Here is a 23,505-nt window from a genome sequence, read left to right as displayed (position 1 = left end):
TTTCCGTGTCGAGCTGCCGATCAGTCGCGGTGCTTGATGATCACCGTGCGATCATGGTGACGGTGATAGGGGCGGACCTCACGGTGCATGCGGTATTCGGCGCGGGAGCGATCGAAGCCGCGATGCCCACCCTCCCAGCCGTGATGATAGTGATGGCCGCCGCGCTTGATGACCACGGTCTCGGCGTTGGCGATCGACGGGACCGCGAGCGCGACGGCGGCCAGGGAAACGAGTGCAAGAGCGATCTTCTTCATGTTGTCCTCCAGATTGAACGTGCGGGATCAACTTGAAGTGTGAAAGAACGTTCCGCAGGAACTTCCGCGAAGTTGCTGAATGTACGTTCAGATTTGGTCTTCAGGCCGTGCGTGAACGCCGCCAGCCCGCAAGATTTCCGCGTCAGTCGCACTTCCTGAGGGCGGGCGTCGGCTTGCCGTTGGCGATGAAGCGGGCCTCGCGAATGGTGTAGCTGCCGTCCTCGCCGCGATTGAACACCGAGCGGATGCCGCCATCCGTCGTCTTGATGATGCCGTTCTCGCGGGTCTGGTGCGCCCTCGGCAGCACGATCGAGAGCACCAGCGTCTGGTCGGGCTCGACGCGCGCGTTCGTGACCTCGTTGACGTCGGACGGATCATGGTCGCGGCGATAGATCAGGTTGCCGTCCGGCGTGACCTCGTAGGAGATGATGGCGCCGCGGCCTTTGACCGGCGGCGCGTTGCAATCGGCGGCCCAGGTTCCGATCAGTCCCCAGGCACGCGCGACGTCGACGGCGTCGTCCGCCGAGGCGGCCGGCGCGAATGATGATGTGAGCAGAATGATCGCGAGCAGGCGATGGAAGATCGAGGTCATGCGGTCTCGCAGGTAGGCTTGCCGGGCCATCTTAATGCACCGCGTCAACGGCGCAACGTCAGACCCGCGCGGTCAATGGCGACGCCAGCTTTGATCTTCCGATTGCGGTCTTGCCCGATCGGCGGACAAAGCGCATGCTATCTCCAACTACAAACAAAAATCGGGGGAGGCCGAGCATGTCCGCGCTGTCGCGCCGCAATTTCCTGTTGTCGTCCGGAGCGGCCGCCATGGCCGCGCTTTCAGGCCCTGGTCGTGCCGCGATGGGGCCGGCCGACAAGTTCGATCTGGTGATCAAGGGAGGCGACGTCATCGATCCCAGCCAGTCGCTGCGCGGCAGGCGCGACATCGGCATCCGCTGGGGCGTGGTCGAGGCCATTGAACCCGAGATTCCCGTCGAGCGGACGTTACGGTCGATCGACGCCGCCGGCCGGCTGGTGATGCCGGGTCTCATCGACCTCCATAGTCATGTCTATCCCTATGGTTCGGCGATCGGGATCCCGCCGGACGAACTGGTGCAATTCCAGGGCACGACGACGGTGGTCTCGGCCGGCGATGCGGGTGTGAACAATCTGGCGGCGTTGCGCCGCTTCATCGCCGCCCAGTCGCGGGCGCGCATCTACGCCTTCGTCCATATCGCCAATAACGGCCTGTCGGCGTTTCCCGTTGCCGAGCTCTACAATATCGACAACGCCCAGGTGGAGGCCTGCGCCATGGCGCTGGCGGAGAACCCGGACTTCCTGCTCGGGGTCAAGGTGCGAATGTCGGAGAACGTGATCTTCAAGCACGGGCTCGAGCCGTTGAAGCGCGGCATCAAGGCCTGCGAGCTGTGCGGCTGGCCGGCGCGGATGATGGTGCATATCGGCGGCGTCGAGACCGGCGAATTGATGTCCCAGATCCTGGACCTGCTGCGGCCCGGCGACATCCTGACCCACGCCTATTCCGGCGCACCGAACATCGGCGGCGCCTTCACCAACATCGTCCAGGACGGCAAGCTGTTGCCGGCGGCGCTCGCCGCCAAGCAGCGCGGCGTGCTGTTCGATGTCGGCCATGGCGGAGGCAGCTTCGATTTTACCGTGGCCGAAGTGGCGATCCCCGCCGGCTGCGGCCCGGATACCATCTCCTCGGACATCCACGTGTTCTCCGGCAACTCGCCGGGCATGCCGTTCCTGCCCAACGTGATGGGCAAGTTCCTGGCGATGGGGTTCTCCCTGGAGCAGGTGGTGAGCATGGCGACCTCGGCGCCTGCCAAGATCATCAATCGTGCGCCGAAGCTCGGCACCCTGCAGGTCGGTGCACCGGCCGACGTCGCGATCATGGACATGGTCGAGGGACCCGTCAGTTTCCTTGACACGCGGGGCAACAAGCGTGACGGCAAGCTGCAGCTGAAGCCGGTGCAGACCGTGATCAATGGCGTGCCGTTCGGGCGGCCCTATCAGTCGCCGTTTTCGGTCAGGTGAGCACCGCGCGATCATTCGATCGCGTGGGTCCGCTCCACATTCGCGGAACGCTTGGGCACGCCGAACTCCTCGCGGCAGACCTCGGCGAGGACAGCAATGCCCTCGCGGATCTCCTGATGCGAGGGGCTGGCGAAGCAGAGCCGCAGGCGGCTTCTCGCATGCGTTGCATCGACCGACCATTCCGGTCCGGGATTGATCGACACGCCCCGCTTCAGCGCGGCTTGTGAGAGCTTCATGGCGTCGACCTGGTCCGGCAGCTTGACCCACAGGAAGATCCCGCCCTTCGGCGCCTCGAATTCGGCGGCGGTGCCGAACTCGGCGTCGAGCGCCTCGGTCAGCGTGTCCAGCTTTGTGCGCAGCCCTCGCACCAGTTGCGGCACGTGGGTTGCGAAATGCTGCTTGCAGTATTCCGCGAGCACCATCTGCTCGAGAGCGCCCGAGCCGGCATCGGTCTTGAGCGCCAGCAGAACCGACATGATGTCCCAGGGGGCGACCAGATAGCCGACCCGCAGCGCGGGCGCGACCGATTTCGAGAACGACCCGATATGGATCACGCTGCCATGCTCGGACATGCCATGGATCGCGCGCGGGCGTTTCCCGTCCCAGATGAGGTCGGCATAGCAGTCGTCCTCGAACACCGGCACCCCATAGGCCCGTGACAGCCACAGCAGCTCGGCGCGGCGGCTTTCCGGCATGATGGTGCCGGTCGGGTTCTGCACCGTCGGGATGGTATAGATGTATTTCGGCCGGATGCCGCGGTCCTTCAGATCGGCCAGCACCGATGCCAGCGCATCCGTTCGCATGCCGTTCTGGTCGAGCGGGATGCCGATGGCCCTGACGCCGAGCCTCGCCAGACGCGTGAGCGTGCCCTGGTAATTGTCCTGCTCGACCAGCACGGTGTCCCCGCGTGTGAGCAGCGCCTGGTTGACGAGGTCGAGCCCCTGCAACGAGCCGGAGAGGATCATGATGTCGTCGGCACGTGCCGACATGCCGGAGTCGCGAGACAGTTTGCCGGCCAGGAAGTCCCGCAACGGCCGATAGCCTTGCGGTCCGTGCGCCAGGCCATAAGTCGCGAGCGCGCGGCCTTCGCGGGCAAGCACGGCGTCTGCAGCGGCTCGCAACTCGTCCACCGGCACGGCACCAGGGTCGTTGTTGCCGCCGACGAAGCTGTATTTTGCAAGGCCCGTCCAGCGTGCGGCCGGCGCCGGCAGGCCGGCAGTCAGGAGCGGTGCAAAATCGAATGCGGCCATGAGGCACGCCTCCCTTGTTCTCGGTCTGGGGCGACTTTAAACAGATACCAGCGCGCTTGAAACAGGTACCAGCGCGCTTGTCCTGGCAGGACAGGTTCTTTCCCCGGGGAAGGCGATTGCGAAGGGCGGTTCCGCTGCTCTGGCGCGCGCCTGCGATCCCGGCTAAAGCACCCCGGAAAACCAGCGAGACTTGCAATGGCCGACTCGATCCAGGAAGTTCTGTACGCTTTCGCCAAGGGCGAGATGGTCGTCGTGACCGACGACGACGACCGCGAGGGCGAGGGCGACCTCATCGTCGCAGCTTCGCTCTGCACGCCCGACAAGATGGCGTTCATCATCCGCCATACATCGGGCATCGTCTGTGCGCCGATCACGGCCGACGACGCGCGACGGCTGCGCCTCGATCCGATGGTCGCCCACAACGACTCCAATCACACCACGGCCTTCACCGTTTCGATCGACTACAAGCCGGACGGTGGCACCGGCATCTCGGCCGAAGAGCGCGCCTCCTGCTGTCGCGCGCTCGCCAACCCGAATGCCGGCGCCGCTGATTTCGCGCGCCCCGGCCATATCTTCCCATTGATCGCGCGTGACGGCGGCGTCCTGCTGCGCTCGGGCCATACCGAGGCGGCCGTCGATCTCTGCAAGCTCTCGGGGTTGCCGCCGGTCGGCGTCATCTCCGAGTTGATGAACGACGACGGCACGGTCATGAAGGGCGAGCAGGTCGTCCGTTTCGCCGGGGCCCATAATCTCAAGCACGTCACGATCGCCGATCTGATCTCCTACCGCCAGGCGCGCGAGAAGCTGATCGAGCGCGTGTCGACCTTCACGACCGAGAGCCCGATCGGACCGCTGCAGGGCTTTGCCTACCGCTCGCCGTTCGATCCGATCACCCATGCCGCCTTCGTCTATAACGGCATCGGCGACGGCAAGAATGTGCTGACGCGGCTGCACAAGCCGAACATCGTGAAGGATCTGATCGCGGGCCCGCAGCGTGTCCAGGCGGTGCTGCAGCACTTCAAGAAGGCCGGCCGTGGCGTGCTCATCTACCTGCGCGACGGTGCGGCCGGCGTTCCGGTCGAGCCGGTCGAAGAGCCGCATACCGCGGAAGCGGATCGCCATCGTCAGTGGCGCGAGGTTGGCGTCGGTGCGCAGATCCTGCGTGATCTCGGCGTGACGTCGATACGGAACCTGACCTCGTCGGTCCATGACTATAAGGGCCTGTCGGGTTTCGGGATCGAGATCGTCGCCAACGAACGGCTTGAAGGCTGAACTTCCAGGATTTAACTTCAGATGGCTGCGACCCGTGCGCAGCGAGACGCGAAAGGACCATTCATGAGCGCGCGCCCTCAGGCAAAGGACAAGCCGGCCCAGTCGAGCTTCCAGTGGGACGATCCCTTCCTGTTGGACGATCAGCTGACCGAGGACGAGCGCATGGTGCGCGACACCGCGCGCGCCTATGCCCAGGACAAGCTGCTGCCGCGCGTGACCAAGGCCTATCTCGAAGAGAAGACCGATCGCGAGATCTTCAACGAGATGGGGGAGCTCGGGCTGATCGGCATCACGTTGCCGGAGGAATATGGCTGCGCCAACGCCAGCTACGTCGCCTATGGGCTGGTGGCGCGCGAGATCGAGCGCGTCGATTCCGGCTACCGCTCGATGAACTCGGTGCAGTCGTCGCTGGTGATGTATCCGATCTATGCCTATGGCGACGAGAGCCAGCGCAAGAAATACCTGCCGAAGCTCGCCAGCGGCGAATGGGTCGGCTGCTTTGGCCTGACCGAGCCGGATGCCGGCTCCGATCCGGCCGGCATGAAGACCCGCGCCGAGAAGGTCGCGGACGGCTATCGGTTGACCGGCAGCAAGATGTGGATCTCGAACGCGCCGATCGCCGACGTGTTCGTGGTGTGGGCCAAATCGGCCGAGCATGACAACCAGATCCGCGGCTTCATCCTCGAGAAGGGCATGAAGGGCCTGTCGGCGCCTAAGATCGGCGGCAAGCTCAGCTTGCGCGCCTCGATCACCGGCGAGGTGGTGATGGATGGCGTGGTGGTGCCGGAGAGCGCGCTGCTCCCCAACGTGTCCGGCCTGAAGGGGCCGTTCGGCTGTCTCAACCGTGCCCGCTATGGCATCTCCTGGGGCGTGCTCGGCGCGGCCGAGGACTGCATGCATCGCGCCCGCCAGTACACGCTGGACCGCAAGCAGTTCGGCCGGCCGCTGGCCGCGACGCAGCTGGTGCAGAAGAAGCTCGCAGACATGCAGACCGAGATCACGCTCGGCCTGCAGGCTTCGCTTCGCGTCGGCCGGCTGATGGACGAGGGCAAGATGGCGCCCGAGATGATCTCGATCGTCAAGCGCAACAACTGCGGCAAGGCGCTCGACATCGCGCGCGTCTCCCGCGATATGCACGGCGGCAACGGCATCTCGATCGAGTATCACGTGATGCGTCACACCGCGAACCTCGAGACGGTGAACACCTACGAGGGGACGCATGACGTGCATGCGCTGATCCTCGGCCGTGCCATCACCGGCATCCAGGCGTTTTTCTAAGGCCTGCACCGGTAAGCCTTGCACCGGTAAAGCCTTGAACCGGCTGTGTCGGGCGTCCCCGCTGTCATCGTCCGCGAAGGCGGACGATCCAGTAGACGCCGACCTCTCGAGGCTCATCGCCGTCTCGGCGTACTGGATACCCCGCGTGCGCGGGGTATGACGGCAGAGAATGGGGCAATGATTTGCCTCATTCGCAGGAAGGCAAATCATGGCCGACAATGACGACGTCCCATTCAACCGCAACTTCCCGCTTCAGGCGGGCGTGGTCGAAGAAGTGCGTCCGGGCATCCGCCGCGTCCTCTGCAACAATCCGAGTCCGTTCACCTTCACCGGCACGGTCAGCTACATCGTGGGCACCGGCAAGGTCGCGATCATCGATCCCGGCCCGGACAACGAGGCCCACGCGCAAGCGCTGCTGAACGCGGTCAGGGGCGAGACCGTGACGCATATCCTGGTCACGCACACCCATCGCGACCATTCGCCGAACACCGGCCGGCTGAAGGCTGCGACCGGCGCGACCGTCTATGCGGAGGGTCCGCATCGCGCGTCGCGGCCGCGCTACGAGAGCGAGAAGCATAATCCGGAGTCCGGTGTCGACCGCGACTTCGCGCCCGACGTCACGGTCGGCGACGGCGACGTGGTCGAAGGGCAGGGCTGGCGGGTCGAGGCGGTGGCGACGCCGGGTCATACAGCCAACCATCTCGCCTTCGCCTGGCGCGAGCGCAGCACCACCTTCGTGGGCGATCACGTGATGGGCTGGGCCACCTCGATCGTGGCGCCGCCCGACGGTTCCATGGTCGACTACATGGCCTCGCTGGAGCGGCTCGCGGCGCGCCCGGAGGAGCTTTATTTCTCAGGCCATGGCCCGGAAATTCTCGAAGGGCCGCGCTATACTCGCTTCCTGATGCGCCATCGCCAGGCGCGCGAGGCCTCGATCCTGCATCGCCTGTCCAAAGGGGAAGCCGACATCCCGACCATGGTGCGCGCGATCTACATCGGCATCGATCCGCGGCTCACCACCGCGGCGGGCTATTCCGTGCTGGCACATCTGGAGGATCTCGTCGCCCGCGGCGTCGTCGCGACGGACGGCGATCCGGTGATCGGCGGGACGTATCGGTTGGTGTAGCGAAGGGCGAATAGCGAGTAGGGAAGCGAGACGATCCTGGCCTGCGCTGCGCTCAATTCCCTATTCGCTACTCCCCACTCGCTATTCGCCCAATCACTTCTTCACCGTCTTGGCATTTTGCTTCGCCGCGACCGGCGGCGGAGTGATCTTCTTCACCGGCTTCTGCGCCTCGGCCTCGCCGGCATTGGACAGATCTTCGATCAGCTTGTTCACCCGCGCGGCATTGCTGCCGAGGTCGGAATCGAAATAGCGCGAGGCGGAACGGACATCGATGCGCGAATCCTCGCCGTCAGGCTGGACGCGGATCGAGATGTCCTCGCGAAAGCCCATGATCGGTGTGCGCGCCACCGCCTCAATGCGGCCGACGCGGCGCGGCGGCTGCGGTGCGCGCTCGTCGACCACGAACCATTTGCGGCGGTTGACCAGCTTCAGCGCGATCGCATAGGCGCGATCGGGCGGCAGCTCGATCTGCACCGGCTCGATGTCGGGATAGAATTTCTGCTGCTGCTCGGCCGAATACAGCCCGGCATAGACCGCGGTGTTGGTGCCGTCGCCGTTGCGCAATGAGGCGAGCGCCTCGAAGCGCGGCGGATCGATCGGGTCGGTCGTGATGTCGTAGATCTTGGGCAGCTTGCGATACTGGAGCGCGAGATAAGCGGGATAGGCCAGCACGACGGCATCGATCATGAAGGCGAGCAGCACCCGGCTCATGCCGCGGCTGCCATTGCGCCAGATCGCCACGAAGGCGGCCAGTCCGAGCAGGATCGACAGCACCGCCAAGCCCAGCGCGCCGAAGAACGTCGCCAGTGCCGGTTTCATCTCCAGGAAGTCGAAGCGCAGGATCAGGATCGAGACCAGCACCGCGACGACGGAGAACACCGCGAGATTGCGGGTCCAGGTCGCGAGGCTGGAGGTCGGCTCCGACAGATAGGGGGCGTGAAACCTGCGGGCCATCGAGTCAGGAACTGCCGGGTTGGGCCGCTGCCTGCGTTGCGCCGGGCGGCCGGGTCATCCGTGTGAGACCATGCGGATGGGGTAAATTCAAGAGGGGTCTGGCCCGGAGAGCGCGGTTGATCCGGACACCGTGCCAGGCGGCTCAGTTGGGGCGGGTGCGCAAGGCCGTCAGCATCAACAGGATGGTTGCGATCGAGAATGCCGCGCCGGTCGTGAACGTCGCCTGCGGCCCATAGGCATGCCACAGCCACCCCGCCAGCAGGCTCGCGACGAGCAGCGCACCGCCGGTGACGAGGTTGAACAGGCCGAAGGCGGTGCCGCGCAAGTCCGGCGGGGCGGTGTCGGCGACCATCGCCGAGAGCAGCCCCTGCGACAGCCCGAGATAGAGGCCCCAGAGCGCGACGCCGATCGCGGTGCCGATCAGGCCGGGCACGAAAGCCAGCGTCAGGTCGGCGGCTGTCAGCACGACGATGCCGCAGGTCAGCACGTTGCTGCGGCCGATACGGTCGGAGAGGATGCCGGCGGGCATGGCGACGCCGGCATAGATCAGGTTCATCAGCACATAGACCAACGGGATCAGGAACAGGGCGAGGCCGTCGGCCTGTGCCTTGAGCACCAGGAATGCCTCGCTGAAGCGGGCCAACGCGAACACCGCGCCGATGACGACCACGATCCAATACGCGCGTGGCAGCCGGCGCAGCTCGCGTGCATGGATCGGCGAGCCGCGGCGCGGCGCCGGCGCGGTCTCCGCCGGCTCGCGCACGCCGAACAGGATCAGCAGCACGGCGAGCGCGGCCGGCAGTGCCGACCACCAGAACACCGCGCGGAAGTCGTTGGCGTAGAGCGCCATCAGGGCCACGGCGAGGAGGGGGCCGGCAAAGGCGCCGACCGTGTCGAGCGCCTGGCGCAGGCCGTAGCTCGCGCCGCGAATGCCTTCCGGCGTCACGTCGGCGATCAGCGCGTCGCGCGGCGCCTCGCGAATGCCCTTGCCGATGCGGTCGACGAAGCGCGCGGCGAGGATCTGCCAGGAGGTGCTGGCGAGCGGAAAAACCGGCTTGGTCAGTGCCGCCAGGCCATAGCCGATCCCGACCAGAAGCTTGCGCTTGCCGATCCGGTCCGACAGCGCGCCGGAGAACACCTTCGTGATCGCGGCGGTAGCCTCGGCCACGCCTTCGATCAGGCCGATGGTCACCGTCGAGGCGCCGACCACGGTCGCGAGGAAGATCGGCAGCAGCGCGTGGATCAGCTCCGAGGAGATGTCCATCAGGAGCGACACCAGCCCGAGCGTCAGCACTGTCGACGGCACGTCGCGCCATGTCGGGCGCGCGGTCCGTTGTCCTGTCGTGTTCATCGCGGACTTGTAGCGGTTGGATCTCCTCGAGCCTTGCGCCACGTCAACGCGGTATGGTGGCGGCGGTGCCGGGGGCAAAGCAGAACGGCCTCTCCGGTGATGGAGAGGCCGCGCGTGGTGATGCGCCGTTGGACGCGGCCTGCTCAGGCCGCGGCGTTGGGAAAACGATAGCTCTTGAACTGGTCGCGCAGCGCGGTCTTCAGGATCTTTCCGGTCGCGGTGTGCGGGATGCCTTCGACGAATGCAACGTCGTCGGGCATCCACCATTTGGCGATCTTGCCTTCCATGTATTTCAGGATGTCCTCGCGCGTCGTCGTCTGGCCCTGCTTGAGCTGCACGATCAGCAGCGGACGCTCGTCCCATTTCGGGTGGTAGATGCCGATCACCGCGGCCTCGGCGACGGCTGGATGGCCGACCGCGAGGTTCTCCAGGTCGATCGAGGAGATCCATTCGCCGCCCGACTTGATCACGTCCTTGGAGCGGTCGGTGATGCGCATGAAGCCATGTTCATCGACGGTGGCGACGTCGCCGGTGTCGAAGAAGCCTTCCTCGTCGAGGATGTTGCTGTCGACCTTGAAGTAGGCCTTGGAGACGGCAGGGCCGGAGACCTTGAGCCGGCCGAAGGTCTTGCCATCCCAGGGCAGCTTGCTGCCGGCATCGTCGGTGATCTTCATCTCGACGCCGAACGGCGGAAAGCCCTGGGTCTGCAGCACGTCGAGCTTGGCGTCGCCCTCGGCATCAAGGAACGGCGGCTTCAGGGTGGCGAGCGTGCCGATCGGGCTCATCTCGGTCATGCCCCAGGCGTGACGCACGCCGATGCCCATGTCGAGGAAAGCCTGGATCATCGAGCGCGGCATCGCCGAGCCGCCGCAGACCACCATCTTCAAATGCGGCAGCCGAAGGTTATGTGCCTGCATGTGCTGCAGCAGCATCAGCCACACCGTTGGCACGCCCGCGGTATAGGTCACCTTCTCGGTGTCGAGCAGCTCGTAGACCGAGGCGCCGTCGAGCTTCGGTCCGGGCATGACGAGCTTGGTGCCCATCGAGGGCGCGGAGAAGGCGATGCCCCAGCTGTTGGCATGGAACAGCGGAACCACCGGCAGCATTGTATCGCCTGCGGACGTTCCGAGCGAATCCCTGGAATTGGCCATCAACGCATGCAGCACGTTGGACCGATGCGAATACAGCACGCCCTTGGGATCGCCGGTGGTGCCGGACGTGTAGCACATCGCGGCCGCGGTGTTCTCGTCGAAGGTGCTCCAGGCGAAATCGCCGTCGGCTTCGCCGATCCAGGCCTCGTAGGCCACCGCGTTCTTGAGGCTCGTCTGCGGCATGTGCGCCGCATCGGTCAGCACGACATAGCGTTCCACGCTCGGCAGCTTGTCGGCGAGCTTCTCCAGCAGCGGCACGAAGGTCAGGTCGGTGATGACGATGCGATCCTGCGCATGGTTGACGATCCAGGCGATCTGTTCCGGGAACAGGCGCGGATTGACCGTGTGACAGATCGCGCCGATTCCCATAATGCCGTACCAGACCTCGAGATGGCGGGCGGTATTCCAGGCAATGGTGGCGACGCGGTCGCCGAGCTTGATGCCGTCGCGCGTCAGCTTCTGTGAAACCTTGAGGGCGCGGTCGTGGATTTGCCTGTAGGTGGTGCGAACGATGGGGCCTTCGACCGAGCGCGTCACGACCTCCTGGGAGCCGTGGATTGTCGCCGCATGCTCGATGATCCGGTGACAAAGCAGGGGCCAGTCTTGCATCAAACCAAGCATCAGGTCGTTCCTCCGGTGGGTCGCTTATGGCAGCGAGGGTCTTTTGGTTCGTTTCGTGAATTTTAGCGCGCGCAGCCTCCGGCGCAAATGGGCTTGTGACGGCTGCGACGTCGCGCCGGCGGCGATGGTTAGCGCCGCAGCCGCCACGGTCGCATTGAGCTGGCTCATGGTCGCCGCGCCGGCGGCTGCCAAATCGGCGCACCGCAGTGCGCCCGTCGCCTCTGAGCCCGCTTCGAAGCCGGCCGATATCGCCGCCAAGGTGCCGCTTCCGCAGCCGCGCCCGGCCGAAGCGCCAGCGCGCGAGGCGGCCAAAGGCAAGGACGACGCGCCGCGCGGCGAGGCGATGGCCGGTGCAAAGGAGGAGGCCAAGGCCCCGCCGCCGCCCTCGGCCTGCCGGCTGGCTTTGACCGACGAGGTCGCGATCGCGCCCTCGATTCCGCCGATCAAGGGCCCTGGCGGCTGCGGCGGCGAGGATCTGGTGCGACTGGAGGCGGTGGTGCTGCCGGACAAGCGCCGGGTGGCGCTGACGCCGGCGGCGACCATGCGGTGCCCGATGGCGACTGCGGTCGCCAATTGGGTGCGCAACGATGTAGCGCCGCTGGCCGAGCGGCTCGGCAGCGCGATCACCGCGCTCGATAATTTCGATTCATATCAATGCCGCGGCCGCAACAATGTCGCCGGCGCTCAGCTATCCGAGCACGGCCGTGCCAATGCGCTGGACGTGCACGGCTTCAAGCTCTCCGACGGCCGCATGATCGACCTTACCGACCGCACCCAGCCGCGCGATTTGCGCGAGGCGGTGCTGCACTCGGTGTGCACCCATTTCTCGACCGTGCTCGGCCCCGATTCCGACTGGTATCACGAGGACCATATTCATCTCGACCTGATGGAGCGGCGGAACAATTACAGGATCTGCCAATGGGACGTGCTCGATCCATTGCCGAAGGTCGCGCCCTTGATGCCGGCCGCCCGGCCTGAAGATGCGCCGCCGCGCGAGACTGAACAGGCCGGCGCTGAAAGCTCCAGGAAGACCGCGAGCACCCCCGCCGAGCGGAACGGCACCAGTCGCGGCGACTCGGAGGAGACGGAGGCCGGAACGTCTACCGCAGGGAACAGCACCGCCCCGTCAACTCAGGAGGAGACCGAACGGTCCGACACGGAAGAGCGCTCTCCCGCGCAAAAACCAGCCGATTCTGCCCGCAATCGGCGCACGGCGTCAAAGTCACCGCCCGAGCAGCAAAAGGTCGGAGCCGCCGCGCCGGAGGCGCGATCATCGACCGGCAAGCCGTTGGCAGGCGGTCCATCCGCAGCTTCGGACAAGGATAAGACTGGCGATGCAGCCGGGCGGGACCAGCGCGCGCAGACGAGCCAGAATGGGGAGCGGGCGTCCCTGCAGAAGCCAGCTTCGCGGAAGCGCCATCACAGCCGTCGAAGCTGGGATCCATTCCGGGGATTATTTTAATGCCCAAAACAAAAGAGCGCCGGTTGCCCGGCGCTCTTCAAAAGGCTGCTAAACGCGTTTCTCGGCTTTTGAATTTCGTCCGCCGCCTCAGCCGACGCTCACTGCATCGCAGCGTAGGTGCCGCCGCCCTGCAGCGCCATCTGCGGCTTGTAGGGCGAGTCGCCCTTCTTCGGATCCAGCACCACGACGATCGTCCCGACCTTGACCCGGTTGTAGAGGTCGATGGCGTCCTCGTTGGTCAGGCGGATGCAGCCCGAGGAGATCGATGCGCCGATATATTCCGGCTGGTTGGTGCCGTGGATGCGGAACAGCGTGTCCTTGCCGTTCGCATAAAGGTACATCGCGCGCGAGCCCATCGGATTGTCAGGGCCGGGGGCGACGAAGGTCGGCACGCCCAGGCGTTCGATCTCGCCCTTGGTCGGGTGCCAAGCGGGCCATTCGGTCATGCCGCCGACCTTGGCGATGCCGGACCAGGCCATGGCCTCCTCGCCGACCGTGATGCCGTAGCGGATGGCCTTGCCGCCATCGAGCACGTAATAGAGGTAGTGGCTGTCGGAATCGACCACGATCGAGCCGGGGGCTTCCTTGCGATGGTATTCGACGATCGCGCGCCGGAACGGCTCGGCGACCGGGGTATTGGCGTAGCGGATCTTCGCAAGAAGTTCCTTGTCCTTCGGCTTGAAGGCCTGGGTGTTCGTCGCCTCGAAGGTCGTGGCCTGCATGCAGCCCGACAACATCAGGCCGACGGCCAGGAGTCCGAGTTTCACCTTCAGCGACATGTCACCGATTCCAATTTCAGTTGACGTTGCAATGAGCCGACCGTGCCATCGCACCGCGATTCCGATCATCCCATTATCGCCAAAATCGATCTCAATTCCAGCCACTACGCGCACAGGTCGCGCTGCAGCGCCGTGGATGTTGCTTTTTTGCCGCAAAGTTCCTGCCGTTCATCCACAGCTGTGCCCATGATGGCACGGTCATCCTCATTGGTTCGGCGCGCCTGGCCCGAAAAGCCGATGGACCCCACCACCAAGCTGCGTCACAAGGCAGCAGCATCCCTCCGCTAAGCCCCCCGAAACCACGTTCCTGATTCGGAGTCCTCCATGTTCTCGGTGTTCGTTCCGTCCGAATCCTCGCTGAAGAAGGCGGCCATCACCGATCCTGCGAATCTGCCCGAGAACGCGGTCTGGGTCGACCTGGTCAACCCGAGCGGCGCCGAGGACCGGGCGGTCGAAAAGCTCGCGGGCATCGCGGTGCCGACGCGGGAGGACATGCAGGAGATCGAGATCTCCAGCCGTCTCTACATCGAGAACGGCGCCCGCTACATGACGGCGACCCTGATGTGTCACTCCGATTCCGACATGCCCCGGACCACCGCGGTGACGTTCATCCTGGCCGGCCACCGTCTGGTCACGGTCCGCTACGACCAGCCGAAGCCGTTCGCGGTGGTCGAGGCCAAGCTGGCTCGCAGCTGTGCCCCGGGCGTCACCGGCGAGATGGTGCTGATGGAGCTGCTCGACGCCGTGATCGACCGTTGCGCCGACATCCTCGAGCGGGTGGGGGCCGACATCGACCAGGTCAGTCACGAGATCTTCGAGCCGAACAATGAGCGGCACGGCCATGCCAAGCAGTATTCGCAGATCCTGGCTGCGATCGGCCGCAAGGGCGACCTGACCTCGAAGGTGCGCGAGAGCCTGGTCTCGATCGGGCGCCTCGTCACCTTCCTGTCCGCGGTAGTGGAAGGCGTGAAATGGTCGAAGGACATGCGCGAGCAGCTCAAGACGATGCAGCGCGACGTGGCTTCGCTCAGCGATCACGCGTCCTATCTCGCTAGCAAGATCACCTTCGTGCTCGACGCGATGCTCGGTGTGGTCAACCTCGAGCAGAACAACATCATCAAGTTGTTCTCGGTGATGGCGGTGGTGCTGATGCCGCCGACCTTGATCGCCTCGATCTACGGCATGAACTTCAAGAGCATGCCCGAGCTCGAATGGGTGCATGGCTATCCGTTTGCGCTCGTGCTGATGCTGATCGCGGCGATCGTCCCTTACTACATCTTCAAATTGAAGAAGTGGCTGTAGGGCCGCGCCCGCCAACAGCTTCCTCCGCGTGTCGTGCCGGCAGAATAGGCTTGCGCCGCGCCGGCGGCGTCATCCATCGAGCCAATCTGCGCCTCACTCGCGCCCCGTTGTTAGCAACGCCGTTGGACATGTCCGGACATCGCATGTCGTAGCAGGTGCGTCGCTATGCACTGCAAGTGTCAGAAGCCGCGCGGTACGAGAAATACTTGTTAGACTGGCTGCAGAACCGCTGCAAAGCCGCCTCAATTCCTCAGGTAAAATTTGACGGGAACCCTGAACGTTTGATCGAAACTTCTCTGCGATAAGTAAGCTCGTGAGCATGGCCAACAACGAGCGCTTCGGCGCATGACATGCAAGACGAAGCTTCAGGGCGCGTTCATCGCGTCTTAGCCAAGAGGCGGCAATGGTTGAGAAACGCATAACGGCATCGAACAACGTGGTCGAGCTCGCCAGCTATCAGCGTGGCCGCGCCGACATCGTCGTGGCCCATGCGCTGTCGCTGCGCACCTGCCGTTACTGCGGTGCCGATCTCGAAGAGGACGAGCGCGAGGACGATTGCTCCAGCGCGCTCAACGTCGAATCTGCCCGCCTGCGCTGGCGCGCCGCGCAGATCCTGCGCGGCTTGGTGTGCGAAGGCTGAACGAACGTTCTCGACTCGGCGGTATTCCCGCGCCGCCGATTTGTGCAGCCCGCAATCTGAAATCCAGTATGCCAATGCCGCCGCATGAACAGCGCTCCCTCCCGGGGGCGCTGTTAGTTTGTCGCGCTCGGCGTCGTCAGCATCGATCTTTGCAAATGGCGTTAATCGCGCACCGGCCCGGACGCGCAATCCTGGTCGAGAGCGGCAAGTCGGCGTGAACCAATTCAGAGACGGCCTGGCGTCTGATTTGCCGCTCGTCGATCGTCCTCAGACGTGCTGGCCGCCGTTGATGTGGATCTCGGCGCCGTTCACGTAGGAGCTGGTCTCGCTGCACAGCACGTAGATGATCTTGGCGACCTCGTCGGGGGTGCCGAGCCGCTGCATCGGGATCTGCTCCCGCACGATCTTCTCGGTGCCCGGCGACAGGATCGAGGTGTCGATCTCGCCCGGTGCGATCGAGTTGACGCGCACGCCGACCCGGCCGAAATCCGAGGCCATTTCACGTGTGAGTGCGGCCAATGCCGCCTTCGAGGTCGCATAGGCCGCGCCGGCAAAGGGATGCACGCGCGAGCCGGCGATCGAGGTGACGTTGACCACCGAGCCCTTGGCGGCCTTCAGCTCGTTGATCAGGCCGCGCGCCATCATGATGGGCGCGAAGAAGTTGACGCGGAAGACGTGATTCCATGTGTCGAGGTCGGTGTCGACGGTGCCGAGCCGCGCGCCGCCGGTGCCCTTCGGCGAAATCGCCGCGTTGTTGACCAGCGCGTGCAGCTCGCCGCCGTCGATGCGCTGCTTGATCTCGGTGATCGCGCGCAGGGTGTCCTGGGGATCGGAGAGATCGACCTGGACGTGGTCCTCGGGGCCGGCGCCCCACGGGCACTGCTCCGGGAACGGATGCCGCGAGCAGGTGAGAACGCGCCAGCCGGCGGAAGAGAAGCGGATCACCGTGGCGTGGCCGATGCCGCGGCTGGCGCCAGTCAGGAGCATCGTGCGTCGCGGCTGGTTGGAGGAGGTCGGCATGAAGGGTGTCTCTCCCGATCCACGAAGGATCAGCTTACCACAATGGTTGTATGTTCGGCGCGTGATTCACGCGCGCGATGGCGAGATGTTCAGCACGTGCGCGGACATCGCGACGAGCGCGGCCGTTGGACCAGCGTGCTACGGATACATCCTCACCTTCGTCCACGGCCGGTCGGTAGCGTCGCGCCGGAATTCGATGCGGTCGTGCAGGCGGAATGGCCGGTCGTGCCAAAACTCCATGCTGACAGGCGCGATACGCCAGCCGCTCCATCCGGCGGGGCGCGGCACCTCGCCGATGATGTATTGGGCGGCGACCTTGGCGATCGCCTGCTCGAAGGCGAAGCGGCTCTCGAGCGGCTGCGACTGCTTGCTCGCCCAGGCGCCGAGCTGCGCCTGCTTGGGCCGGGTCGCGAAATAGGCGTCCGCCTCTTCGTCGGTCACCGGCGTGACGGGCCCGCGGATGCGGACCTGCCGGCGCAACGACTTCCAGTGAAACAGCAGCGCGGCCTTCGGATTGGCGGCGAGCTCACGGCCCTTCTGGCTGGCCTTGTGGCTGTAGAACACGAAGCCTGACTCGTCATAGCCCTTCATCAGCACCATGCGGACATCAGGCAATCCGCCGTCGTCCACCGTCGACAGCGCCATCGCATTCGGATCGTTGGGCTCGCTCTTCGTGGCCTCGGCAAACCACTCCGCAAACAAGGCAAACGGCTCACCGGCCTGGGTAAAATCGGCCGATGTACCGGATGTTAAGGTTGTCTGGTGTTTGATGGTCGTGGGGTCGGTCATGTGTATGGGGAGTCCGAGTTTTGCGTTCACCCGCGGCCAGGCGCGCGCGAGTCCAATCCGTTCCGGTCCTATATAGGGCATCGGTCCGGCTTGGCCTATCCGCGATCGGTCATGCCGGCGCCGCTTTGACACTCATTCTAATCGGCCTGTCCGGTGGCGGCTGCAGCCTGTCGCGACCCGAATCGGCCTATGCCAAGATGGACGATGCGGAGATTACAGGATCGATCAACCCACCGCCCGAGCGCGAGCCGACCGAAGGCGATCTCGCCTTCGCCCGCAACGCTGCGTCGGACGTGTTGACCAAGGGGACCAAGGATTCCAGCCAGCCCTGGCAGAATCCGCAGACCGGAGCACGTGGCTCGGTGACGCCGATCGCCAAGTCCTATACAGCGGACAATGGCCGCACTTGCCGGGATTTCCTGGCAAGCTACGTCAACGGCAAGACCGAGCGCTGGCTGCAGGGCTCGGCGTGTCGGATCGAGCGTGGACGCTGGGACATCCAAACGCTGAAGCCCTGGCAGCAAAGCTAGCTGGGACTTCTGGAACCCGTTGCAAAAATACAACGGACTCCCCAGATGAAATGCGAAGCGGGCGGGGAGCCCGTAGGTTAGTATCTGACTTTCTGTAAGGAGACGTGACGGATGCGCGACCCCTATGAGGTCTTGGGGGTGCCGCGAAGCGCCAGCGCTGCGGCCATCAAGAGCGCCTATCGCAAGCTCGCCAAGAAGCACCATCCCGACAGCAACAAGGATGACCCGAAGGCATCGGCCAAGTTTGCCGAGATCAGTTCGGCCAACGAGATCCTGGGCGACGAGGAGAAGCGCAAGCAGTTCGATCGCGGGGAGATCGATGCTGACGGCAAGCCGCGCTTCCAGGGCTTCCCTGGTGGTGGCAGCGCCGGTCGAGGCGGGCCGGGCGGCTTCGAGAACTATACCTTCCGCAGCGGCGGGGGGCCGGGCGGCGGCTTCGGCGGCGGCGGTGGCTTCGAGGACATCCTGAACAGCATGTTCGGTGGTGCGGCCCAGCGCGGCGCGCGGGCCGGCGGCGGCAGTCCATTCGAATTCGAGACCGGCGGCGTTGGTGTCGATCTCGATCTCAAGGTGGCGATGTCGGTGACGCTCGAGGAATCCGTCAACGGCGGCGAGAAGCGCGTGCGTCTGCCCTCCGGCAAGGAGCTCAACGTCAAGGTCCCCGCGGGCGTGACCGCGGGCCAGCAGATCCGGCTCAAGGGCCAGGGCGAGAGCGCACCGGGGCACCGGCCGGGCGACCTGCTCATCACGATCCAGATCGCGCCTCATCCCTTCTTCAAGGTCGAGGGCAGCGACCTCAGGCTCGACCTGCCGGTCACGCTCTACGAGGCCGTGCTCGGCGCCAAGGTGCGTGCGCCGACGCTGGGCAGCGCGGTCGAGCTGTCGATCCCGAAGAACACCTCCAGCGGCCGTACCTTCCGGCTGAAGGGCAAGGGTCTGCCCAAGGGCGACGGCTCGACGGGGGATCTGTTCGTCACCGCGCGGATCGTGCTGCCGGACGGCAACGACGCCGACCTCGAGGCGCTGATGACGAAGTGGCGCGACCGCCATCCCTACAATCCGCGCAGCAACCTCTCGTGAGGTTGCGCGTTGCGGACCACTCAGATGAAAAGCTGAAAGATCAGCTGGAAAGCTGAGAAAAAAGTGCGGCCTCGAGAGGGGGACCAGCGCGGTACAAAACCCCAATCGAGGCCGCTTCCGTGTCGATCGGCGGATCGAACACTCGTCATTTTTTCGTGAACATTTGGCGCGATATTGAGACGCGCCGGTGACCTGATTCCAGATTTCCGGTGACGGAATTGCGGCGTCGACCTTGGCGTGTCTCCCGCCCGATCGAGGCGGCTACCGCTGTTCTCCGGTCCATCATTTGCCGCCCCCGGACAAGCCTTTCTGATCATGCTGGGAATCGTGACGGTGCCCGCGTCAGGCGAGCTCCCTGAGCGTCCCACCGCTAGCCGCCCGTCCGTTCGGACTGGTCATAAACAAGGCGTGCAACCTGGGTGAGACGCGTACGGTCGCTTCCGCCGGTGACGACATAGCTGACGCCGCGCTCCGCCCAGGACAGCGCGGCGGTATTTCCCTGCGCCATGTAGCGCATCTCGGCAGCGTCGATCCCGATCTTGGTCGCGTAGACCGTGAAGCGCTCGCCGGAGGTGCTCTCGTACATCAGGAACGAGGCCGGACCGGTCGGTCCCGGCAGCAGGCGGCCACCGACGAGCTTCAGCCCGGTGGTCTCCAGCTCCGGCGCCTGCACGGTGCGGCCGCAGCGGCGCGTCAACCATTGCTGCAGATGGGCCTTCTCGTCGCCGGGCACTTCGACCGGATGGCGCACCTCGACGACGTAGAGGCGGTGCGCATCGAGGGCGTCGCCGGCCAGGTTCTGCAGCAGCGACGGGGAGGACGCCGCGCCGTGCGCGATCCAGCCGACCGCGCCGCCGATCGCGAAGGCGACGAGGCTCGCGGCGACCGCGCCAAAGATCCATCGCCGCGGCCTACGGTCCAGCCGGTCCAGGTCGAGGCGCGGTGGCACCGGCTCGTTGGCGGCGGCATCGTAACGGGCATGCAGCGCCTCGGCCATTTTGCGCCAGGATTCCACCCGTTCGGCCTCTGCCGGATGCGCGGCGAGCCAGGCCTCGACGTCGCTGCGGCGCTCGACCGGCAGCTCGTCGTCGACATAGGCGTGCAGCTCGTCTTCGGTGACGGGAATGGTCGGATCAGTCATCATCTCAATCTCGTTGCAGTCGAGCGGTGGTGCAGAAGCGTGACCGCAGCGGCTTTGAGCAGGCGAACGCAGCAGGGCGGCTTTTGTGCGATGGATCGCAGGGTCATTTCACACTCCGCAGCGCCGGCCGCTGGCCCTCGATCACGGCGCGAACATGGGCGCGGGCGCGGGCGAGGCGCGACATCACGGTGCCGATCGGCACGCCCTGGATCTCGGCCACCTCGCGGTAGCTCATGCCTTCGAGCACGACCAGCAGCAGCACGGCACGCTGCTCCTCGACCAGGGTCGCCAGCGCGCGTTCGATGTCGCGGCTCTCGGCCTCGGTGCCGCTGGCGTCGGGATTGTCGTCCTGCAGCGGCATGAAGAGCGGCCGCCGCGCCAGCGAGCGCCGGCGGTTCTTGTTGAGGTTGGTCAGGATCGTGTACAGCCAGCTCCGCAAGTCGCCGCCCAGGAACAGGCGTTCCGACCGCAGCGCCCGGACCAGCGTGTCCTGAACCAGATCGTCGGCCGCGTCCACGTCGCGCGTCAGCGCCCGGGCATAGCGACGCAATGCCGGGATCATGGCCTCGACGCTCTGGCGAAACGCGCTCATGGGATGCCCTGCGGCCGTTCAACGTTGTGACAAAGACGCGGGCCGCGACCGCGCCTTGCATAGACCATAACACCGCGGTGACAGGCCTATTCCGGCCTGTCAATTCCGCCGGTACTTTGCCACAGAGCGGGCGGAATGGGGCTGTACCGGGCCAGACCGGTGGTGTACGTCCACTCCTTAATAATCAGTTCGATGGGAAGCCGCATGGCGCAGATTTCAGGTTTGATGCAGGGCAAGCGCGGGGTCGTTCTCGGCGTAGCCAACAACCGCTCGATCGCCTGGGGCATTGCGAAGGCCGCGCGCGCGGCCGGCGCGGAGGTCGCGCTGACCTACCAGGGTGACGCGCTGAAGAAGCGGGTCGAGCCGCTGGCGGCCGAGCTCGGCGGCCTCGTGCTCGGCCATTGCGACGTGACCGACGCCGCCACCATCGACGCGGTGTTCGACGTGCTGAAGGAGAAGTGGGGCAAGATCGATTTCGTCGTGCACGCGATCGCCTTTTCCGACAAGGACCAGCTCGACGGCCGCTACATCGAGACCACGCAGGACAATTTTTCCAAGAGCATGCTGATCAGCTGCTACTCGCTGACGGCGATCGCGCAGCGCGCCGAGAAATTGATGACCGACGGCGGCTCGATCATCACGCTGACCTATTACGGCGCCGAAAAGTGGATGCCGCACTACAACGTGATGGGCGTCGCCAAGGCCGCGCTCGAGGCCAGCGTGCGCTATCTCGCCGCCGATCTCGGCGAGAAGAACATCCGCGTCAACGCGATCTCCGCCGGTCCCATCAAGACGCTCGCCGCCTCGGGCATTGGCGACTTCCGCTATATCCTGAAGTGGAACGAGTACAACGCGCCGCTGCGCCGGACCGTGACCATCGACGAGGTCGGCGACAGCGCGCTGTATCTGCTGTCCGACCTGTCGCGCGGCGTCACCGGCGAGGTGCACCACGTCGATTCCGGCTATCACGTCGTCGGCATGAAGCGGCCGGAGGCGCCCGACATCTCGCTCAGCAACTCCGTCGGCGCCAAGGAATAACGTCAACGCGCAATGCCCCGGCCCACGATCTACTACATCCGCCACGGCGAGACGGAATGGAATGCGCTCGGCCGCTTGCAGGGCACGCAGGACATTCCGCTGAACGCGCTCGGGCGGGTGCAGGCGGTCCAGGCGGGCAACATCCTGGCCGGGCTCGTCGCGCGCAACGGACATGAAGGGGCACGCCTGCCTTATGTCGCGAGCCCGCTCAGCCGCGCCCGCGCCACCATGGAGCTCGTGCGCGAAACGCTGCAGCTGCCGCCGGCGGATTATGCGCTCGACCCGCGGCTGCGCGAGATCGGCTACGGCAAATGGGAGGGATCGACGCTGCCGGAAATGCAGGCCGCCGATCCCGCCTTCTACGCCAGGCGCCTGACCGAGAAGTGGACGCTGGCGCCGGAGGATGGCGAAACCTACGCCGATGTGGAGTCCCGCGTGCGCGACTGGTACGATGAGCTCACGGGCGATATCGTGGCGGTCGCCCATGGCGGCACGGCGCGGGCGCTGATGGTCGCGCTGGGCTTCGAGACGCCGCACGGCGCCGTCGACCTGCCGATCCAGCAGGGCGCGGTCTATGTGTTCGGCGAGAACGGGTTCGAGAAGTTTAGTTGATTTGCACCGTCATTCCGGGGCGTCTCGAAGAGGCGAACCCGGAATCTCGAGATTCCGGGTCTGGTCCTTCGGACCAACCCGGAGTGACGGTTTTCCTGATTGGTAGATCAGATCATGTCCTTCAACACCTTCGGCCACATGTTCCGCGTCACCACCTTCGGCGAGAGCCATGGCGTGGCCATCGGCTGCGTCGTCGACGGCTGTCCGCCGCGGATCCCGCTGCAGGCAGATGAGATCCAGCGTGATCTCGACCGCCGCCGTCCCGGCCAGTCGCGCTTCACCACCCAGCGCCAGGAGCCGGACCAGGTGAAGATTCTATCCGGCGTGATGGCCGATCCCGACACTGGGGTGCAGGTCACTACGGGCACGCCGATCGCGCTCCTGATCGAGAACACCGATCAGCGCTCCAAGGACTATTCCGAGATCAAGGACAAGTTTCGTCCCGGTCACGCCGACTTCACCTATGAGGCCAAGTATGGCCTGCGCGACTATCGCGGTGGCGGCCGCTCCTCGGCGCGCGAGACCGCAACGCGGGTCGCGGCCGGCGCCATCGCGCGCAAGGTCCTGCCGGACGTGAAGGTGCGCGGCGCGCTGGTGCAGATGGGCCCGCACAAGATCGACCGCGGCAACTGGGACTGGGACGAGGTTGCGCGCAACCCGTTCTTCTGCCCCGACAAGGCCAAGGCCGCGTTCTTCGAGGATTATCTCGACGGCATCCGCAAGTCCGGCTCGTCGATCGGCGCGGTGCTGGAGATCGTCGCCGAGGGCGTGCCGGCCGGACTGGGCGCGCCACTCTACGGCAAGCTCGACGCGGATCTCGCGGCGGCGATGATGAGCATCAATGCCGTGAAGGGCGTCGAGATCGGTGCCGGCTTCGGTGCGGCCGAGCTGACCGGCGAGGAGAATGCCGACGAGATGCGCTCGGCGAACGATGGCACGCGCTTCCTCTCCAACAACGCCGGCGGCGTTCTCGGCGGCATCGCCACGGGACAGCCGATCGTGCTGCGTTTCGCGGTCAAGCCGACCTCGTCGATCCTCACCCCGCGCCAAACGGTCGACCGCGCCGGCCATGAGACCGAGATCCTGACCAAGGGGCGTCACGACCCCTGCGTCGGCATCCGCGCCGTGCCGGTGGGCGAGGCGATGATGGCCTGCGTGCTCGCCGACCATCTGCTGCGCCATCGCGGCCAGGTGGGATAGCTCCGTCCCGTGGC

The 23,505-nt window shown here is 65.5% G+C and carries 23 protein-coding genes; 12 read left to right on the top strand and 11 right to left on the bottom strand.

The genetic code is table 11. From position 1 onward, the window contains the following. Positions 1 to 20: 20 nt before the first annotated feature. The gene (locus LQG66_RS13440; RefSeq protein WP_231326695.1) at positions 21 to 254 is read right to left on the bottom strand and encodes a hypothetical protein; all 234 of its coding nucleotides are present in this window, start codon (positions 252 to 254) and stop codon (positions 21 to 23) included. A 142-nt stretch (positions 255 to 396) separates the two neighbouring features. Beyond that, positions 397 to 846 (bottom strand): hypothetical protein, encoded by a 450-nt coding sequence (locus tag LQG66_RS13435; protein ID WP_231326694.1) that lies wholly within the window; start codon positions 844 to 846, stop codon positions 397 to 399. Between the two features lie 176 nt (positions 847 to 1,022). Between LQG66_RS13435 and LQG66_RS13430 the strand changes: the two genes are divergently transcribed. Further along, complete coding sequence (locus LQG66_RS13430) at positions 1,023 to 2,303, top strand: amidohydrolase family protein (protein WP_231326693.1); 1,281 nt, start codon at positions 1,023 to 1,025, stop codon at positions 2,301 to 2,303. 11 nt (positions 2,304 to 2,314) lie between these two features. On the opposite strand, the gene LQG66_RS13425 is transcribed toward LQG66_RS13430, so the two are convergent. Then, a complete protein-coding gene (locus LQG66_RS13425; RefSeq protein WP_231326692.1) occupies positions 2,315 to 3,553 on the bottom strand; it encodes an aminotransferase-like domain-containing protein in 1,239 nt (412 codons plus the stop codon). Between the two features lie 195 nt (positions 3,554 to 3,748). Between LQG66_RS13425 and ribB the strand changes: the two genes are divergently transcribed. The 3 genes from ribB to LQG66_RS13410 all read left to right on the top strand — a co-directional run bounded on the left by ribB (position 3,749) and on the right by LQG66_RS13410 (position 7,229). Beyond that, positions 3,749 to 4,825 carry a 3,4-dihydroxy-2-butanone-4-phosphate synthase gene (gene ribB, locus LQG66_RS13420; RefSeq protein ID WP_231326691.1) on the top strand — a complete coding sequence of 359 codons (1,077 nt, stop codon included), beginning with the start codon at positions 3,749 to 3,751 and terminating at the stop codon, positions 4,823 to 4,825. Between the two features lie 63 nt (positions 4,826 to 4,888). Then, complete coding sequence (locus tag LQG66_RS13415; protein WP_231326690.1) at positions 4,889 to 6,103, top strand: acyl-CoA dehydrogenase; 1,215 nt, start codon at positions 4,889 to 4,891, stop codon at positions 6,101 to 6,103. Positions 6,104 to 6,311: 208 nt separating this feature from the next. After that, positions 6,312 to 7,229, top strand: a complete 918-nt coding sequence (locus LQG66_RS13410) for an MBL fold metallo-hydrolase (protein WP_231326689.1) — start codon at positions 6,312 to 6,314, stop codon at positions 7,227 to 7,229. A gap of 93 nt (positions 7,230 to 7,322) precedes the next feature. On the opposite strand, the gene LQG66_RS13405 is transcribed toward LQG66_RS13410, so the two are convergent. From LQG66_RS13405 to LQG66_RS13395, 3 genes are all read right to left on the bottom strand, one after another. Next, a complete protein-coding gene (locus LQG66_RS13405; protein WP_231326688.1) occupies positions 7,323 to 8,183 on the bottom strand; it encodes a DUF1499 domain-containing protein in 861 nt (286 codons plus the stop codon). Positions 8,184 to 8,325: 142 nt separating this feature from the next. Continuing rightward, positions 8,326 to 9,534: an MFS transporter gene (locus tag LQG66_RS13400; RefSeq protein ID WP_345778944.1), complete on the bottom strand. Its 1,209-nt coding sequence runs from the start codon at positions 9,532 to 9,534 to the stop codon at positions 8,326 to 8,328. Between the two features lie 143 nt (positions 9,535 to 9,677). Next, positions 9,678 to 11,306, bottom strand: coding sequence for a fatty-acid--CoA ligase (locus LQG66_RS13395; RefSeq protein ID WP_231326687.1), 1,629 nt, complete (start codon positions 11,304 to 11,306; stop codon positions 9,678 to 9,680). A gap of 55 nt (positions 11,307 to 11,361) precedes the next feature. On the opposite strand from LQG66_RS13395, the gene LQG66_RS37405 reads away from it, so the two are divergent. Further along, the gene (locus LQG66_RS37405) at positions 11,362 to 12,768 is read left to right on the top strand and encodes an extensin family protein (RefSeq protein WP_425601311.1); all 1,407 of its coding nucleotides are present in this window, start codon (positions 11,362 to 11,364) and stop codon (positions 12,766 to 12,768) included. A gap of 98 nt (positions 12,769 to 12,866) precedes the next feature. Here the strand turns inward: LQG66_RS37405 and LQG66_RS13385 are convergent, their stop codons facing one another. Continuing rightward, positions 12,867 to 13,547 (bottom strand): L,D-transpeptidase, encoded by a 681-nt coding sequence (locus LQG66_RS13385; protein WP_231326686.1) that lies wholly within the window; start codon positions 13,545 to 13,547, stop codon positions 12,867 to 12,869. A gap of 324 nt (positions 13,548 to 13,871) precedes the next feature. Between LQG66_RS13385 and LQG66_RS13380 the strand changes: the two genes are divergently transcribed. Together LQG66_RS13380 and LQG66_RS13375 are read left to right on the top strand one after the other, a co-directional pair. Then, on the top strand, positions 13,872 to 14,849 hold the full coding sequence (locus LQG66_RS13380; RefSeq protein ID WP_231326685.1) for a magnesium transporter CorA family protein: 978 nt from the start codon (positions 13,872 to 13,874) through the stop codon (positions 14,847 to 14,849). Positions 14,850 to 15,252: 403 nt separating this feature from the next. Beyond that, positions 15,253 to 15,489, top strand: coding sequence for a hypothetical protein (locus LQG66_RS13375; RefSeq protein WP_231326684.1), 237 nt, complete (start codon positions 15,253 to 15,255; stop codon positions 15,487 to 15,489). A 267-nt stretch (positions 15,490 to 15,756) separates the two neighbouring features. Here the strand turns inward: LQG66_RS13375 and LQG66_RS13370 are convergent, their stop codons facing one another. Beyond that, positions 15,757 to 16,509 carry an SDR family NAD(P)-dependent oxidoreductase gene (locus LQG66_RS13370; protein ID WP_231326683.1) on the bottom strand — a complete coding sequence of 251 codons (753 nt, stop codon included), beginning with the start codon at positions 16,507 to 16,509 and terminating at the stop codon, positions 15,757 to 15,759. A 138-nt stretch (positions 16,510 to 16,647) separates the two neighbouring features. Continuing rightward, positions 16,648 to 17,298 (bottom strand): pyridoxamine 5'-phosphate oxidase, encoded by a 651-nt coding sequence (pdxH, locus tag LQG66_RS13365; protein ID WP_231326682.1) that lies wholly within the window; start codon positions 17,296 to 17,298, stop codon positions 16,648 to 16,650. Between the two features lie 125 nt (positions 17,299 to 17,423). On the opposite strand from pdxH, the gene LQG66_RS13360 reads away from it, so the two are divergent. Together LQG66_RS13360 and LQG66_RS13355 are read left to right on the top strand one after the other, a co-directional pair. After that, positions 17,424 to 17,828, top strand: a complete 405-nt coding sequence (locus LQG66_RS13360; protein WP_231326681.1) for an RT0821/Lpp0805 family surface protein — start codon at positions 17,424 to 17,426, stop codon at positions 17,826 to 17,828. A gap of 111 nt (positions 17,829 to 17,939) precedes the next feature. After that, positions 17,940 to 18,908: a DnaJ C-terminal domain-containing protein gene (locus LQG66_RS13355; RefSeq protein ID WP_231326680.1), complete on the top strand. Its 969-nt coding sequence runs from the start codon at positions 17,940 to 17,942 to the stop codon at positions 18,906 to 18,908. Positions 18,909 to 19,278: 370 nt separating this feature from the next. Here the strand turns inward: LQG66_RS13355 and LQG66_RS13350 are convergent, their stop codons facing one another. Further along, positions 19,279 to 20,052 carry an anti-sigma factor family protein gene (locus tag LQG66_RS13350; protein WP_231326679.1) on the bottom strand — a complete coding sequence of 258 codons (774 nt, stop codon included), beginning with the start codon at positions 20,050 to 20,052 and terminating at the stop codon, positions 19,279 to 19,281. 100 nt (positions 20,053 to 20,152) lie between these two features. Then, positions 20,153 to 20,641 carry a sigma-70 family RNA polymerase sigma factor gene (locus LQG66_RS13345; protein ID WP_231326678.1) on the bottom strand — a complete coding sequence of 163 codons (489 nt, stop codon included), beginning with the start codon at positions 20,639 to 20,641 and terminating at the stop codon, positions 20,153 to 20,155. Positions 20,642 to 20,845: 204 nt separating this feature from the next. On the opposite strand from LQG66_RS13345, the gene fabI reads away from it, so the two are divergent. The 3 genes from fabI (at position 20,846) to aroC (ending at position 23,491) form a co-directional block, all read left to right on the top strand. Continuing rightward, positions 20,846 to 21,679 carry an enoyl-ACP reductase FabI gene (fabI, locus tag LQG66_RS13340; protein WP_231326677.1) on the top strand — a complete coding sequence of 278 codons (834 nt, stop codon included), beginning with the start codon at positions 20,846 to 20,848 and terminating at the stop codon, positions 21,677 to 21,679. 12 nt (positions 21,680 to 21,691) lie between these two features. Beyond that, the gene (locus LQG66_RS13335) at positions 21,692 to 22,291 is read left to right on the top strand and encodes a histidine phosphatase family protein (protein WP_231326676.1); all 600 of its coding nucleotides are present in this window, start codon (positions 21,692 to 21,694) and stop codon (positions 22,289 to 22,291) included. 114 nt (positions 22,292 to 22,405) lie between these two features. Continuing rightward, positions 22,406 to 23,491, top strand: coding sequence for a chorismate synthase (gene aroC / locus LQG66_RS13330; RefSeq protein WP_231326675.1), 1,086 nt, complete (start codon positions 22,406 to 22,408; stop codon positions 23,489 to 23,491). Positions 23,492 to 23,505 lie beyond the last annotated feature (14 nt).

The organism is Bradyrhizobium ontarionense (genome assembly GCF_021088345.1).
GTDB classification, from domain to species: domain Bacteria; phylum Pseudomonadota; class Alphaproteobacteria; order Rhizobiales; family Xanthobacteraceae; genus Bradyrhizobium; species Bradyrhizobium ontarionense.
This window is presented reverse-complemented; position numbering and strand designations above follow the sequence as displayed.